The organism is Agrobacterium sp. SORGH_AS_0440 (assembly GCF_031453135.1).
GTDB lineage: Bacteria > Pseudomonadota > Alphaproteobacteria > Rhizobiales > Rhizobiaceae > Agrobacterium > Agrobacterium pusense.
The window spans coordinates 2001115-2016168 of sequence record NZ_JAVIYR010000002.1 but is presented as its reverse complement, the minus strand read 5'-3'; the positions used below and the strand labels follow the sequence as shown (position 1 = coordinate 2016168).

General features: G+C 58.2%; 12 protein-coding genes and 1 tRNA gene. 8 read left to right on the top strand and 5 right to left on the bottom strand.

Annotated elements, in window-relative coordinates; all coding sequences use genetic code 11:
- Nucleotide 1: 1 nt before the first annotated feature.
- Nucleotides 2–1207, bottom strand: a complete 1206-nt coding sequence (gene carA / locus QE453_RS19185; protein WP_045531978.1) for a glutamine-hydrolyzing carbamoyl-phosphate synthase small subunit — start codon at nt 1205–1207, stop codon at nt 2–4.
- 338 nt (nt 1208–1545) lie between these two features.
- Between carA and QE453_RS19180 the strand changes: the two genes are divergently transcribed.
- The 5 genes from QE453_RS19180 (at nt 1546) to QE453_RS19160 (ending at nt 8703) form a co-directional block, all read left to right on the top strand.
- Nucleotides 1546–1995 carry a GatB/YqeY domain-containing protein gene (locus QE453_RS19180; protein ID WP_004442886.1) on the top strand — a complete coding sequence of 150 codons (450 nt, stop codon included), beginning with the start codon at nt 1546–1548 and terminating at the stop codon, nt 1993–1995.
- A gap of 36 nt (nt 1996–2031) precedes the next feature.
- The gene (locus tag QE453_RS19175) at nt 2032–2754 is read left to right on the top strand and encodes a GNAT family N-acetyltransferase (protein WP_052114186.1); all 723 of its coding nucleotides are present in this window, start codon (nt 2032–2034) and stop codon (nt 2752–2754) included.
- A 403-nt stretch (nt 2755–3157) separates the two neighbouring features.
- On the top strand, nt 3158–5143 hold the full coding sequence (gene dnaG, locus QE453_RS19170) for a DNA primase (RefSeq protein ID WP_269842348.1): 1986 nt from the start codon (nt 3158–3160) through the stop codon (nt 5141–5143).
- A 393-nt stretch (nt 5144–5536) separates the two neighbouring features.
- On the top strand, nt 5537–7591 hold the full coding sequence (gene rpoD / locus QE453_RS19165; RefSeq protein ID WP_004442883.1) for an RNA polymerase sigma factor RpoD: 2055 nt from the start codon (nt 5537–5539) through the stop codon (nt 7589–7591).
- A 194-nt stretch (nt 7592–7785) separates the two neighbouring features.
- Entirely contained in the window at nt 7786–8703 is a 918-nt protein-coding gene (locus QE453_RS19160) for a DUF930 domain-containing protein (RefSeq protein ID WP_309777711.1), read from the top strand.
- A 76-nt stretch (nt 8704–8779) separates the two neighbouring features.
- On the opposite strand, the gene QE453_RS19155 is transcribed toward QE453_RS19160, so the two are convergent.
- The gene (locus QE453_RS19155) at nt 8780–11332 is read right to left on the bottom strand and encodes an HWE histidine kinase domain-containing protein (protein ID WP_309777705.1); all 2553 of its coding nucleotides are present in this window, start codon (nt 11330–11332) and stop codon (nt 8780–8782) included.
- A 253-nt stretch (nt 11333–11585) separates the two neighbouring features.
- On the opposite strand from QE453_RS19155, the gene QE453_RS19150 reads away from it, so the two are divergent.
- Both QE453_RS19150 and QE453_RS19145 read left to right on the top strand, forming a co-directional pair.
- Nucleotides 11586–12008, top strand: coding sequence for a secondary thiamine-phosphate synthase enzyme YjbQ (locus QE453_RS19150; RefSeq protein ID WP_045531971.1), 423 nt, complete (start codon nt 11586–11588; stop codon nt 12006–12008).
- A gap of 150 nt (nt 12009–12158) precedes the next feature.
- Nucleotides 12159–12494: a hypothetical protein gene (locus QE453_RS19145; RefSeq protein WP_004442876.1), complete on the top strand. Its 336-nt coding sequence runs from the start codon at nt 12159–12161 to the stop codon at nt 12492–12494.
- Nucleotides 12495–12649: 155 nt separating this feature from the next.
- On the opposite strand, the gene QE453_RS19140 is transcribed toward QE453_RS19145, so the two are convergent.
- Nucleotides 12650–13393, bottom strand: coding sequence for an SIMPL domain-containing protein (locus QE453_RS19140; RefSeq protein WP_022556640.1), 744 nt, complete (start codon nt 13391–13393; stop codon nt 12650–12652).
- A 178-nt stretch (nt 13394–13571) separates the two neighbouring features.
- Between QE453_RS19140 and QE453_RS19135 the strand changes: the two genes are divergently transcribed.
- Nucleotides 13572–13647 (top strand) — tRNA-Ile (locus QE453_RS19135).
- Nucleotides 13648–13825: 178 nt separating this feature from the next.
- Here the strand turns inward: QE453_RS19135 and QE453_RS19130 are convergent.
- Nucleotides 13826–14191 (bottom strand): hypothetical protein, encoded by a 366-nt coding sequence (locus QE453_RS19130; protein WP_004442874.1) that lies wholly within the window; start codon nt 14189–14191, stop codon nt 13826–13828.
- Nucleotides 14192–14402: 211 nt separating this feature from the next.
- The gene (locus tag QE453_RS19125; protein WP_022556638.1) at nt 14403–15035 is read right to left on the bottom strand and encodes an outer membrane protein; all 633 of its coding nucleotides are present in this window, start codon (nt 15033–15035) and stop codon (nt 14403–14405) included.
- Nucleotides 15036–15054 lie beyond the last annotated feature (19 nt).

Sequence of the window (15054 nt, the reverse complement as noted above, 5' to 3'; positions counted from 1 at the left end):
ATCAGCGCTCGGCGAGCGCTGCCTCACCCTTCTTTTCACGCAGCAGGTTGACGAAGCGGCGGAAGAGATAGTGGCTGTCCTGCGGGCCCGGCGATGCTTCCGGGTGGTGCTGGACGGAGAAGACCGGCTTGCCGGTGATGCGCAGGCCGCAATTGGTACCGTCGAACAGCGAGATGTGGGTCTCTTCGACGCCCTCGGGCAGCGACTTGGTATCCACCGCAAAGCCGTGGTTCATCGAAACGATTTCCACCTTGCCGGTCGTGAAGTCCTTGACCGGATGGTTCGCGCCATGGTGGCCCTGATGCATCTTTTCGGTCTTTGCGCCAACCGCAAGGCCGAGCATCTGGTGGCCGAGGCAGATGCCGAAGATCGGCAGGTCGGTCTTGATGAGGTTCTGAATGACGGGAACGGCATATTCGCCCGTCGCGGCTGGGTCTCCGGGGCCGTTAGACAGGAACACGCCATCCGGCTTCAGCGCCATGATGTCTTCAGCCGAAGTCTGGGCCGGAACGACCGTGACCTTGCAATCGAGACCGGCAAACAGGCGCAGGATGTTGCGCTTGACGCCAAAATCGACGCAGACGACGTGATACTTGGCATCGGCTTCGCCGAGCGTGCCGTAACCCTTGTTCCAGACCCACGGCGTTTCAGCCCAGGTGGAAGACTGGCCGGAGGTGGCTTCTATGGCGAGGTCGAGGCCGACGAGGCCGCTCCATGCCTTGGCTTCCGCCTTCAGCGCTTCGATGTCGAAGACGCCGTTCGGATCATGGGCGATAACCGCGTTCGGGGCACCGTTTTCGCGGATCCATGCCGTCAGGGCGCGGGTGTCTATGCCGCAGAGGCCGATGACGCCGCGGGCCTTCAGCCAGGCATCCAGATGCTTGACGGCGCGGAAGTTCGAAGGGTCGGTGATGTCGGCCTTGAAGATGACGCCGACGGCGCCGCGCCGGGCGGCGGGCGTCAGGTCTTCGATATCTTCTTCATTGGTGCCGACATTGCCGATATGCGGGAAGGTGAAGGTAACGATCTGGCCGAGATAGGAGGGGTCGGTGAGGATTTCCTCGTAACCCGTCAGCGCCGTGTTGAAGCAGACCTCGGCCTGAACCTTGCCGGTTGCGCCTATGCCTGTTCCTTCAATCACCGTGCCATCGGCAAGAACAAGCATTGCGGTCGGTTTGCGGGTAGTCCAGGGCGCTGTCTCGGTCATCTCGTTCCGTTTCTGCCGCTTCGCACCCCGCCTCTTGAAAGGCAGGGGGTAAGGGGCCATTTTTGTCGCAGGCTTCGTGACATAAAGGGGCGCGCGATAAAGCTCGCGTTCCGACCCTTCGTTAAAATCTCGTGCAGGTGCCGGAAAATAACGAAAGCAGCCCAAGCGGTCAACCGCAGGGCCAAGATTTACGTGGAATTAAACCATCGTATTTTCAAGGTCTTATGCATTTGATTTGCTTGAGCGTGTCGGCTCGTTTATGTCGTTTCGCAAAATGAGGTGGAAAGTTTCCGTATCGAGAAGCTGCGGAAAGCGCTTTCCCAAGGAGAAGAAAAATGATGCGCGACACGTTCGCAAACGCTTTGAAGGACGCATTGAAGGCCCGTGATGCACGCCGCACCTCGACCGTGCGTCTCATCCAGACGGCCATCAAGGATCGCGATATCGCCAATCGCGGCGTGGGCAAGGACCCCGTCAGCGATGAAGATATCATGCAGATTCTGACCAAGATGGTGAAGCAGCGGGAAGAATCCGCCAGCATCTATGAAGGTGCGGGCCGTCCCGAACTTGCCGCTCAGGAGCGCGAAGAAATCGTCATCATCAAGGAATTCATGCCGGAAGAAATTCCGGCCGAGAAGGTGCGCGAACTTTGCCAGGCCGTCATCGCCGAAACCGGTGCTTCCGGCCTGCGTGACATGGGCAAATGCATGAATGCGCTGAAGGAACGTTATCCCGGTCAGATCGACTTTGCGAAGGCCTCTGGCGTCGTGAAGGATCTGCTGAAGTAGGTTTGCCGCTCCAGAAAAACCAAAAGCAGGGCAGCCATGGCTGCCCTGTTTTTTTGTCCGCAGAGACCCACTCAGGTGAACCGAAATGTTGTCATGCGCAGGTATCAAGGGCGGCGTAAAAGCCCGCTCGGCTGCGGCATAAAAATCCGGCAGTCCGAACAAAACAAGTGGTATGATCGCATTTGCCCCATTTGTTTTGTCACATCCAAAGGCTTGTTCGCTGGTGGGATATTAACAACGGAGTGGGTCGTGAATTTCAGTCTCGATGCAGCATCGGTAGCCGATATGTCTGCTGTTCAAAATATGATGCAATTATACACGCATGATTTCTCCGAATTTTGGGCTGGGACGCCGCGAGGTGAACTTGGCCAAGATGGCAGATTTCCCGATTATCCGATCGCGCCGTATTTTGAGTGCCCCCGGTGGTCAGCTTTCCTGTTTAAGATAGACGATAAGCCTGTTGGATTTGCACTTATCAATGATAAGGGCCACTCGGCCTTACCGACCGAATATTCCGTCGGAGAGTTTTTCATCGTGCGAAAGTATCGCGGACAGGGGCTTGGTCTGATTGCGGCACAGAGACTTTTTCATCGGTACCCGGGGGCCTGGGAAGTTGCCGTCGCCAGAAAAAACACGACGGCGCTGGTATTCTGGCAGGGAGCAATCCGGAAATGTGCCGCTGAGGGCAGCGTTTCCGAACTGGACTGGAACCGTCCTGAATGGAATGGCGCCATCTTCCGGTTTCGCATTTGCGCATAGGAACGCGCCGGAGCCAGAAGTATAGCGAAAAAGTAAAGGCAGGGCAGATGTGGGCTGCCCTGCCTTTTTCTGTCGACGAAAACGCATTCCGGCGGATCAGAATGCTCTCAAGCGCAGGCGTTTTTCGGGGGACGTGCCTGCGGGCGTCGGCAGATTTCTGCGATTTCGTTGCTTTGGCTGTGGCTGTGTTTTTACATCGCGCGGACGGACTGCTCAAATTACAAAAACATAATTTTTAGTGATGATGCAGCGCCACAAATTTGCCTAAAGCAGGCGCAAAGGGCTTTGCCAGCTTTTGCGCCACCCTGTGAATAACGGGTATTGTGGCTGTGAACTGGTTCATAGGGTTGGTGCTGGCGCCATTCTGCGCTTATATGAAAGACTGGCCTCGAACAGGTAACCCATGCGCTTTTCCAACTCTTTCCTTGATGAGATACGCGACCGCGTGAACATCTCCGATGTGATCGGCAGACGTGTGTCCTGGGACAAGAAGAAGACCAATGCGCCGCGCGGGGATTATTGGGCCTGCTGCCCGTTCCATGGCGAAAAAAGCCCGAGCTTTCACTGTGAGGACCGCAAGGGGCGGTATCATTGCTTTGGTTGCGGCGTTTCCGGCGATCATTTCCGCTTTCTGACCGAGCTTGAGGGCTTAAGTTTCCCGGAAGCCGTGCAGCAGATCGCCGATATGGCCGGCATTTCCATGCCGCAGCCCGATCCGCAGGCGGAGAAGCGGGAGCGTGAGCGCACCTCTCTTCAGGACGTCATGGAAATGGCGACGCTGTTCTTTCAGGATCAGCTGCAAACGGCGCTCGGCGCTCGGGCTCGGGCTTATCTGCGCGATCGCGGGCTGACCGGGCGTACCATCGAGACTTTTCGGCTGGGTTATGCGCCTGATAGTCGCAACGCGCTGAAGGAGCATCTTGCAAGCAAGGGTGTTTCCAAGGAGCAGATGGAAGCCTGCGGGCTGGTGGTCCATGAAAACGTGCCGGTTTCCTATGACCGTTTTCGCGACCGCATCATGTTCCCGATCCTGTCCTCGCGGGAAAAGGTGATTGCCTTCGGCGGCCGCGCCATGGCTTCGGATGCGGTGGCGAAATATCTCAATTCCAACGAGACCGAGCTCTTTCACAAGGGCAATGTTCTCTATAATTTCGCCCGTGCACGTCGGGCCGCACAGGCGGCGGGCGGCACGGTCATTGCAGTCGAAGGGTATATGGATGTCATCGCGCTTTATCAGGCGGGCGTCGAAAATGCCGTCGCACCGCTCGGCACTGCCTTGACCGAAAGCCAGCTCGATCTGCTCTGGAAGATGTCGCCGCAGCCGATCCTCTGCTTCGATGGCGACGGCGCCGGCATTCGCGCCGCCAACCGTGCCGCTGATCTCGCCTTGCCACATATCAAGCCGGATCGCTCCGTCAGCTTCGCGCTTCTGCCCGACGGCAAGGATCCGGATGATCTCGTGCGTCTGGAGGGTAGGGCGCCTTTCGACCGCGTTCTTTCCGAGGCAAAGCCGCTGGCCGCGATGATCTGGAGCCGCGAGACCTCAGGCGTTACTTTCGATACGCCGGAAAAGCGTGCCCAGCTTGAGAGCCGCCTGCGGCAGATCGTGGCCGTTATTGGTGACGAGACGGTGCGGCGCTTCTATCAACAGGACATGCGTGACAGGCTGAATGCCTTCTTCCAGCCGCGCTTTCAGGCAAGCGGGCAGCAGGGTGGCAATTTCCGCCGCAATGGCGCACAGGCGCCGGGGCGTGGCTTTCAGCGCAACGCACCGGGCCGGGGTGGGGCTATGGCGACATCTGCCAGCAGTATTTCTGAACGGTTGGCGCAATCCGGCCTCGTCAGGGGTTATCAGACCAAGCCGTCGCTTCGGGAGAGCGTTCTGGCCATCACCATCGTCAACCATCCCGAACTGCTTCTCGAGGAATATGACGAGATCGCCGCGATCGACTATGAGAACCGTGACCTGCAACGCCTGTGGTCTACGGTTCTGACCTACGCGGCCGAAAATGCGGCTGCGATATCGCGGGCGGGGCTGATCGAGCGCCTGTCGCAGCAGGGCTTCGACGTGCTGCTGAAAACCATGGATCAGCAGGTGCGCAATGCCCGTCTGTGGACGGCGACCGGCGAGGCGGCGATGGAGGATGCACGGGAAGGTTACGTGCAGGCGCTTTCCCTGCACAAAAGGACAAAGTCGCTCCTCTGGCAGAAAAAGGAGCTGGAGCGCGAAATTGCCGAGGCGACGGATGATGAGCGCGGGACCCTTCTGGTGCGCGCGCTTGCCGAGGTTCAGCTGGAGATCGGCCGAATGGAAAATCAGGAGGCCATCATCGATGGTTTCGGGGTCATGTCCGGCCGGGTGAAGGGACCGGCCGTCGGTCATGGATGATCGTCGCGGCAAGAATTGAAAGGTGTGTGGGGTTGCCTTTTGCGGCAGGCGTCCTAAATAGGGGATAGTCTGGTGATAATTCGCAAAATGCGGCTCTTTTTAAGAATTTCCGTGGCTGTCTCGCCTTCAAAGGCTTGACGGGGCGGGAAATAGCGGGAATCACCAATTCAGGAAAAGTAAGGTGGAATGAGCCTTGGCGGATAGAAATTGCATGAGCAAGCATTTCCGGGTGCACTGTCCTTGCATTCTGCCTGAGGCTGCCGTGGTTAATCGGCAATTAAAGATCACTCCGTTAGGTGTCTGACAGTGATTCGCGGCAATGCGCCGGATGCTCAAGGGGCGGACGGCGATGCGGCGGAACAGGTGTTAGCGTCAGGGAAAGCGACGAGATAGATGGCAACCAAAGTCAAAGAAAACGAAGAAGCAGAAAACGAACGCGACGGTGCGACGGACGGCCCGCTTCTCGACCTTTCGGATGACGCGGTCAAGAAAATGATCAAGGCCGCCAAGAAGCGCGGCTATGTGACGATGGACGAGCTGAATTCCGTCCTGCCGTCCGAAGAGGTGACCTCCGAGCAGATCGAAGACACGATGGCGATGCTGTCCGACATGGGCATCAACGTGATCGAGGACGAGGATGCCGAGGAAGCCGCCGGTGGCGATGACGACGGCGATTCCGATGGTGACGATTCCGAGGGTGGCGAACTTGCGCCTTCCAGCGGCACCGCGCTTGCGACCGCCAAGAAGAAAGAACCAACCGACCGCACCGACGACCCCGTGCGCATGTATCTGCGCGAGATGGGTTCTGTCGAGCTTCTGTCGCGCGAAGGCGAAATCGCCATCGCCAAGCGCATCGAGGCTGGCCGCGAGACGATGATTTCGGGCCTGTGCGAAAGCCCGCTGACGTTCCAGGCGCTGATCATCTGGCGCGACGAACTCAACGAAGGCACCACGCTGCTGCGCGAGATCATCGATCTCGAAACGACCTATTCCGGCCCGGAAGCCAAGGCTGCGCCGCAGTTCCAGAGCCCGGAAAAGATCGAGGCCGACCGCAAGGCCGCCGAAGAAAAGGAAAAGACCCGCAAGCTGCGTGCTCCGACCGGTGACGAGGATGTCACCGATGTTGGTGGTGACGGCCTGCCGCCGGAAGAGGAAGAAGAGGACGACGACGAGTCCAATCTTTCCCTTGCCGCGATGGAAGCCGAACTGCGTCCGCAGGTCATGGAAACGCTCGACACCATTGCCGACACCTACAAGAAGCTGCGCAAGCTTCAGGATCAGCAGGTGGAAGCGCGTCTGGCCTGCACCGGTACGCTTTCTTCCGGCCAGGAGCGCCGTTACAAGGAATTGAAGGATCAGCTGATCACGGCCGTGAAGTCGCTTTCGCTGAACCAGAACCGCATCGACAGCCTTGTCGAGCAGCTCTACGACATTTCCAAGCGTCTGATGCAGAACGAAGGCCGGCTGCTGCGCCTTGCGGAATCCTATGGCGTCAAGCGCGACAGCTTCCTCGAGCAGTATCACGGTGCGGAACTCGATCCGAACTGGATGAAGTCGATCGCCAATCTGGCCGCCCGCGGCTGGAAGGAATTCGCGCGCGAAGAAAGCAACACGATCCGGGAAATCCGCCAGGAGATCCAGAACCTCTCCACGGAAACCGGCATTTCCATCGCCGAATTCCGTCGCATCGTTTCGATGGTGCAGAAGGGTGAGCGCGAAGCGCGCATCGCCAAGAAGGAGATGGTCGAGGCCAACCTGCGTCTCGTGATCTCGATTGCGAAGAAGTACACGAATCGTGGTCTGCAGTTCCTCGATCTCATTCAGGAAGGCAATATCGGCCTGATGAAGGCGGTGGACAAGTTTGAATACCGTCGCGGTTACAAGTTCTCGACCTATGCGACATGGTGGATCAGACAGGCGATCACCCGCTCGATTGCTGACCAGGCCCGCACGATCCGTATTCCGGTGCACATGATCGAAACGATCAACAAGATCGTTCGCACCTCGCGCCAGATGCTGCACGAGATTGGCCGCGAGCCGACCCCGGAAGAGCTGGCCGAAAAGCTGGCCATGCCGCTGGAAAAGGTGCGCAAGGTTCTGAAGATCGCCAAGGAGCCGATCTCGCTCGAAACCCCCGTGGGTGACGAAGAGGATTCGCATCTCGGTGACTTCATCGAGGACAAGAACGCGCTGCTGCCGATCGACGCCGCCATTCAGGCGAACCTGCGCGAAACGACCACCCGCGTATTGGCCTCGCTGACACCGCGTGAGGAACGTGTTCTGCGCATGCGCTTCGGCATCGGCATGAACACTGACCATACGCTGGAAGAGGTCGGCCAGCAGTTCTCGGTTACGCGCGAACGTATTCGCCAGATCGAGGCGAAGGCGCTGCGCAAGCTCAAGCACCCAAGCCGCTCGAGAAAGCTCCGCAGCTTCCTCGACAGCTAAGCTTTTGCTTCCTTTAAAATTGAACCCGGTCAGTCAGCTCTGGCCGGGTTTTTTGTTTTCCGCACTGGCGAACTCTGCGACAAGCCTTATGTGTGAGGCAGGCGATCCGCTTCCGCTGGATATGTCCGGGTTCGATTTGGTTCGGTAAGATGCAACAGGTTTCGGCAGGCAGGTGGCGGTGGAAGGGATGGGCTATGCCCGTCTCCGTTCTTCTGCATCTTGTCGTCGTGGCGATTTTCCTTTTCGAATTGCCGGAGCGTGTAGCCGAGCCGCAGGAACCGGAAAGCATCAGCGTCGATCTGGTGCCACCGCCTGAGGAAAAAAAGGCAGAAGAGGCCCCGCCGCCCGGTGAGGAGAAGGCGAAAGAGGAAAAACCGCAACCTCCGCCACCACCTCCCGCGCCACCGGCTGAAGAAGCGAAACCGGTGCCGCAACCGCCGGCGACGTTGCCTTCCATCGCCATCCGGCCGGACGAGGCGCAGGCAGACCCTGAGGACAAGGCCGGCAAGACTGAAGAAGCGGAAAAGACACAGCCATCCGCAGAACCGCCGCGCGAGCCCGAGAAAGCGGCCGAGGAAAAGCCTGCGCCCGCCGCCGCCAACAGCGACCTCAAAGCTTCCGCCGAGCAAGGAGAGATCGCGGTTGCGCCGATGAAAGAAGAAACGTCACCGGAGCAGCCGCCAGTACCGCAACCAAAGCCGCCTGAGGAAAAGCCTTCTGAGGCAATGGAAAACAAGCCCGCGAAACTTCCTGCGGCTAAGAGTTTGCTTTCATCGGCTCTACTGACACTGGCGCAGAGACGGCAGATGTTTGGCGATCTACCGCCGCGGCGTCGTATCGTGCAGCTTTGCCAAGCGGAAGCACTGGCCCAAATAAGACAGGTTTACGCTGATACCCGTGGCATGTATGGCTTTTCCGACACGGGCGGACGTATATCGGGCAATGTTCTTGACGCTACTGGCGGCGCATTCAACGTCGGAGACGTCTGGCGCGATGTCACGTTTCAATGCGAGGTGGATGTCAATAACTATGCAGTGACGGCCTTCAGAATTAAGATGGGGGACGTCATCACGCCAGCTGAAGCAAGGAAACGGGGTTTCACCGGTCGGTAGCAGATCGGTCGTCGAATTAAAAATGATCCGCCCCCAAACGCACGGAAAACCTCGGTTGACGTTTGTCACTTGTCGCTCAAACGCGCTCCGTATCGCCCACCAAAACCCCAATCCCGGCCATCAGCGCGTCCTCATCATAGGGCTTCCTGATCACCGGAACAGCGCCGAATTCATCCGGCACCATGCTGCCATCGGCGTAGCCGGTAGCGAACATGAACGGGATGCCACGGCGGTGAAGTTCCCGGGCGACGGGAATGGAGGTGTCCGAACCGAGATTGATGTCAAGAATTGCCACGTCAGGCACATAGCTTTTCAGCTTTTCAATTGCCATCGCAGACGAAGTCGCCGTTTCGATGGTTTTGATGCCGTTATCCTCGAGCATGTTTTCGACGTCCATGGCGATCAGCATCTGATCTTCGACGAGTAATATTTTCAACGGCTCCTCCCGGTTATAGCGGCTGGATTGCCGCGCGGGCTCATTTTCTGTGGGTACTTCGACACTTTCGGTGGCCGACGAGACATGACGGAAGGGCAGCATAATTTCTGCCTCCAATCCATCGGGCAAATAGCGCAACGTACTGCGTCCGCCGAGATCGTAAGGAATGCTGCGGCTGATCAGCGCCGTGCCGAAGCCGGCGCGGGATGGCGTCGGCAGTTTGGTGGTCAGCACTTCCCGCCACTCGATTTCGCAATCGCGGTTTTCGTTGACCCACCAGCGCACATGCAATTGCCCACCGTTCTGCGAAAGCGCGCCGTATTTGGCGGCGTTCGTCGCCAGTTCGTGCAGAACGAGCGCCATGACGGAGAAGGCGCGCGAATCAAGTGTGACGTGGGGACCTTCGAGTTTCACCGTCCTTTCCGGGGAACGATGCGGCGACAATTCCGCGTCGAGAAGATCGCGCAGCGCGCCGCCGCCTTCGCCTCGGATGATCTGATCATGGGCAAAGGACAAGGCTTGAATACGGCCCTTCAGGGCAGCCACATATTCCTGCAGGGTCTTGCCTTCCTGTGAGGGATTGCCGACCAGCGATTTGATGATGGCGAGAACATTCTTGACGCGGTGGTTGAGCTCCTCGTTCAACATGCGCTGCCGCACTTCGGCGCGTTCCCTTTCGCCGGCCATTAGCTCGCTGTGATGGAAGGCGACCTCGACCAGCGCAATTCTGGCGGCTTCTGCTATTTCCCGGTCATCTTCCGACCAGGGCTGCGCCCTCTGATGCACCGTCTCTTTCCAGATCGCGAAACTCTTGCGTGGTGTGAGACGGTCCCCCATCGGGCCGGTTTCATAAGATTTTTCCGGATTGCCGGCCCAGTTCAGATTTTGCACGATCTCTTTGCGGAAAAACAGGAGATAGTCCTGTTTCACCTGAGAAAGTGGGATGGCGAGCATTCCAGCTGCCGTGTCGGCGTAGATTTCCGCCTCAGGTATCGCCTGCGACAGCGCATGGGTCGCCCAGACCCTGCCTTCCGAAGCCGAGGCGACGAAACGCGCGAGCCTTGGAATGGCGTCATGCGGTGGCGTTGCGCCATGGCCGTGCCAGTTGTTGTCTACCCAGAGACCTACACCATCACACGGCATCAGATCGGCAAAATCCTGAAAACTGTCGATCAGCAGTTCTTCGATATTGGCGTGGTGCGCGGCGAGCCGCAGGAAGCGATCGAGCGCGGCATGGGCATGGTTGACGGTGTCCAGCCGACGTTTCTGCTTGAGGACCTGCAAATGCATGGAGAAGAATTCTCCAAACATTTCAGCGGCAATCCTCACCGGCATGGTCAGGACGCGCGGGGAATAATGGTGACAGGCGATCAGACCCCAGAGGGCGCCATCGACAATCACCGAAATCGACATGGACGCGGCGACGCCCATATTTCGAAGATACTCGCAATGGATGGGAGAGACGCTGCGCAGATGCGCGAAAGAGAGGTCGAGCGGTTCGCCGGAGATATCGAGGGCGGGCAACACGGGAATTCGTGTGCCGCTGGCATCAGAGATGATCCGGAGCGTGTTCTTGAGATAAAGCGTGCGGGCCTGCTGGGGTATGTCGCTGGCGGGGAAATATTGGCCGAGGAAGCTTTCCAGTTCCGGTTGCTTTGCTTCCGAGACGACCTTGCCGGCTCCATCTTCCTCAAAGCGGTAAATCATTACCCGGTCGTAGCCAAGCGTCGCCTTTACCAGCCTGGTCGTTCTGGAGATGAGGCTTTCCACGCTGTCCGCCTCGCGAATGCGATCCACCATCTTGCGTGCGGTGCCCAGGGGCTGGGTTTCGCTGCGGGACGGTTCGAATTCGATGATCGTGGTGGATTTGTAGCGGTGAAGCGAAATGTCGAAGCTTCTGCCATCGCCCATTTCCGTTGCGGGCAACATGGCCGGGCGCGTTGTCCTCCCGGTTACAGTCAGCGCGTTGCGGAGGTTGTGTACGAGGTCCTTGCCCAGAACCTCTTCGGCGGTCCGGCCATTGATATCGCCTTCCACACCCAGAATGTCGCAGCAATTTGCCGAATGCCGCAGCACCATGCGCAAAGCGTTATCGCAGGCGATGAGACAGCCGTGGGGTTGAATATAGCCGGGGATATGGATGGGCTCGCGGTCGCAATTGGTCAGATCGACACGATAGTCAGTGGGTGCCATGAGAAAGTCTTTCGCACCCTGTGTCAGTCCTGCGCTGTAAATGCCGTGTTCGTCTGTGGAAGGGATAGCCTGGATAATTCATTATTATATTGCCAACCCTTCCCCGTTTTATGCAACTGCAGTGGCGGTTTTCCGTTCTGCTGTCATGGGCTGTTATCGCCCTGTCGTCTTATACCTATCGCCATCGGATAGAATTTGACATGGTGCAACGTTCGCAGCGCCGATTTTGTTCCCGACTATTTGAAAGAAAAACGTGCCGCAGAAGAAAATAATCATCTCTACCCACGGGCAGGGCCTTTACGAGTTTACCTCTGAAGCAAAAGGCTTCGTAAATCAGGCCGGGGTAACGGAAGGCTTGCTGACAGTCTTTGTCCGGCACACGTCCTGTTCCCTGCTCATCCAGGAAAATGCCGATCCCGACGTCCGGCGCGATCTCACGGAGTTTTTCTCCCGTCTCGTCCCGCCTTCTAGCGATCCTTCCATGCGGTGGGTTGTCCACACCCTGGAGGGGCCCGACGACATGCCCGCCCACATCAAATCGGCGCTCACAATGGTTTCCATCGGCGTTCCCATCACGGATGGCAGGCTCGTGCTTGGCACCTGGCAGGGCCTTTATCTCTTCGAACATCGCGATCAGTCGCATCGGCGCGAAGTCGTGCTGCATATCTCGCCGTGATGTGCGGATCCTGATCGGGGTGTGCGCGTTAACCACCCTGAACGCCTGCTGAACATTCGGTTCTGCTGATATTCAGATGGACGAGTCTAGGGTCTCGTCAATCGCCGGGGGATGTTCCCCCGCCGTCAAAGAAACAAACGGAGTGAGTTCATGTTCAGCACCTTCGCAAAAGCCGGCCTGGCTGCCCTCATCGCCCTTGGTGGTATTTCCGTCACCGCTCCAGCTGCTTCGGCCGGCTCGGATGTACAGTTCCGAGTTCAGGTTCAGGATGGTTATGGTCATCGTCCCGGCTGGGGCCGCCCGGATCGCCCGCGCCGTGGCTGCTCGCCCTGGCTTGCGGAAGAAAAGGCAAGCCGCATGGGTCTTCGCCGCGCGCGTGTTGTTGATGTATCTCCGCGCCGCGTCGTCGTTGCAGGTTTTGACCGCCACGGCCGTGACCGCATCGTATTCGCCAATGAGCGCGGCTGCCCTGTGATCCGCCGCTAAAGGCAGCGATCCTGATCGATCTGCCGGCATCCCCGTCCCGGCAGATGGACAAAACGCCCCTCGCTTCCTGCACGGTAGCGAGGGGCGTTTCATTTTATCTGTGCTATCGCGGAGGCTGAGCCGGTGCGGGCGACCCAAAAGCCGCCCCTTGCCGATTACTGCTCGAGCGCGAAGGTGACGTTGACCACAACGCTGTAGCTGTTTTCACCAGAGGCAATCGGGACACTGTCCGCTTCCTTCGCCATGGAGGCGCGCATCATGGCCTGCGGCACCGGCATCGGGCGCTGCGTGTTTTCGGTGATCTGGATAACGCGGCCGAGCTTTACGCCAGCAGCTTCCGTCAGGGTCTTGGCCTTGGAAAGAGCGTCGGCCACGGCCTGTTTGCGAGCCTCGGTGACGGTGGCTTCAGGCTTGTCGTTGGTGAAGCTGATGTCTCCACCCTGGTTGATGCCGAGCTTGACGGATGTATCGAGGATCGCGCCGAGTTTCTTCAGATCCCGCACCCGAACGGTCAGGCCGTTGGATACCTGGTAACCGGTGATTTCGGGAGCGACATAGACGCCGTCCTTTGGCTCATAATGCTTGTAAAGCGGCTGCACCGAGAAGTTGCTGGTCTGCAGGTCACGATCCTCGATCGCCGCCTCCTTCAGTGCCTTCAGAACATCGGCCAGCGCCTTTGAATTTTCCGAAAGAGCGGCCGCCGCGGTTTCTGCCTGCTTGACGACGCTGAACGACAGGATTGCCATATCAGGAGCGATGGCCGCCTGGCCTTCGCCGGAAACGCTGATTGTGGCTTCACGCGGGGTGGCCTCCTGCGCGAGCAACTGGCCGGAGAGCGGCATCATGGCTGCTGCTGTCATTGCGGTAAGTGCAAAAAGGCGGGCCGATTTTGTCTTCATGGTGTTTCCTCGTTGATTGAGTCCCTTGAACGGGTATTGCCTTAGATTGTGTAGCTAATACGGCGGCACTGTTTAGCGAAAGCATCAATGGCTTGTCGGGCTGTAAAAATTGCGTTAGAGCGTGACCACCGGATTCGAACCATTGCGAAACCGGTGTTTCGGATAGCGTTTTCCGAAGGGGCCTGTAGCTCAATGGTTAGAGCCGGCGGCTCATAACCGCTTGGTTGGGAGTTCGAGTCTCTCCAGGCCCACCATTTTTCTTTTTTTTATCAGATGGTTGTTGATTTTCTGTGCTGATCGCAGGGGTGCTGTCGCGCCGCACGCAGTATCGGTGAGAGCGCGTGGTGGGGATGAAAATCGTATCCCGCCATCTCATTCGCTGAAAGCAGCCCGGCTTGCCATTTGAAGCAAACCAGGCCGCAGGATCGGACATCAGTTGCAGACCCGCATGCTTTCGGTGTGCCAGCCGCCGTCATAGGAATTCGGAACCCGCCGGTCTTCAAACCAGCAGCGCGGCGGCGGCGGTGGCGGTTCGTAATAACGGGGGCCGCTATTATTGGCGATGGCGCCGCCGATCAGGCCACCGATGACGCCTGCGGCGAGGCCTCCGGCAATGGCTGCGCCATCATTGTGGCGACGGTGTTCGCGATAGGGCGGTGGCGGCGGGCCGCCACGGTCGTAGCCCCGATCGTAACGCGGACGGTAGGGATAGTCCTGCGCGCTGGCGCTGCCATAGGATGCGAAAATGCTGCCAGTGGCAACAAGCGCGGCAATCGTGGAAAGAATTATCTTTTTCATCGGGCTACTCCATAAGCCTGCTTCGGGAGATAGAGGCTCATTATGCCCGCATGATGGCACGGAAGTGCTGAACGGCTTGTGAATGTTTCATTTTTACGGAGTTCATATTGTTCCGTTTTTTCGCAGAGCGGATCGTAGCCTGCGCTGATCCTCTGCAACGAAAAAAGCCCGGCGGATGGCCGGGCTTCGGGTCTACAAAACTCGATTGTGATCAGAACTTCACGCCGAGGCCCACCTTGACGGTGTGCTGGTCAAGGTCGGTATTGATGCCAAATATGTCCTTGTCGCCGTAATCGTTGTAACGATATTCCAGCCTGCCGAAGACATTGTCGGTGAAGGCGTAATCCAGACCTGCGCCAACCGTGTAGCCGTTGAAGGTGGCGCTATCCTTGCCGGCGCCGGGGGTGTCGATGAAGCCGCGTGTGGCGGTCCAGCCGGCGGTGCCATAAAGCAGGGCGCGATCGAAGGCATAACCAACGCGGCCACGAACGGACCCTTGCCAGTCGGTGCCAATGTTCACACCCGCATAATCATTGTCATTCCAGTTATAGTCGACGTCACCCTCGATGCCGAGAACAAAATTATTGTCGAACTGGTAATTGTAGCCGGCGAAGGCGCCGAGAATGCCGCCATCGAAATTATCCGAGCCTATGGGGGCACCGGCCGAAAAATCACCATTTGCCCAGCCCGCGCCACCTTGAATACCAAGATAAGGACCAGACCAGGTGAAGACCGGCAACGTTTCCTGTGCGACCGGAGGCGCCGGTGTTTCGTAGACGGCATCCGCGGCCATTGCGGTGCTGGCCGAAAGGGCCAGGAGCGACGTTACGATCAGCGTTTTCATCGTTTTCTCCCTGAGCTGA

Coding starts and splice junctions, on each gene's coding strand:
- QE453_RS19160 (WP_309777711.1), top strand. CDS start 7,786: ATGCCCGTCTCCGTTCTTCTGCATCTTGTCGTCGTGGCGATTTTCCTT.
- dnaG (WP_269842348.1), top strand. CDS start 3,158: ATGCGCTTTTCCAACTCTTTCCTTGATGAGATACGCGACCGCGTGAAC.
- QE453_RS19175 (WP_052114186.1), top strand. CDS start 2,032: ATGGCTGCCCTGTTTTTTTGTCCGCAGAGACCCACTCAGGTGAACCGA.
- QE453_RS19130 (WP_004442874.1), bottom strand. CDS start 14,191: ATGAAAAAGATAATTCTTTCCACGATTGCCGCGCTTGTTGCCACTGGC.
- QE453_RS19125 (WP_022556638.1), bottom strand. CDS start 15,035: ATGAAAACGCTGATCGTAACGTCGCTCCTGGCCCTTTCGGCCAGCACC.
- QE453_RS19140 (WP_022556640.1), bottom strand. CDS start 13,393: ATGAAGACAAAATCGGCCCGCCTTTTTGCACTTACCGCAATGACAGCA.
- rpoD (WP_004442883.1), top strand. CDS start 5,537: ATGGCAACCAAAGTCAAAGAAAACGAAGAAGCAGAAAACGAACGCGAC.
- QE453_RS19145 (WP_004442876.1), top strand. CDS start 12,159: ATGTTCAGCACCTTCGCAAAAGCCGGCCTGGCTGCCCTCATCGCCCTT.
- carA (WP_045531978.1), bottom strand. CDS start 1,207: ATGACCGAGACAGCGCCCTGGACTACCCGCAAACCGACCGCAATGCTT.
- QE453_RS19180 (WP_004442886.1), top strand. CDS start 1,546: ATGCGCGACACGTTCGCAAACGCTTTGAAGGACGCATTGAAGGCCCGT.
- QE453_RS19155 (WP_309777705.1), bottom strand. CDS start 11,332: ATGGCACCCACTGACTATCGTGTCGATCTGACCAATTGCGACCGCGAG.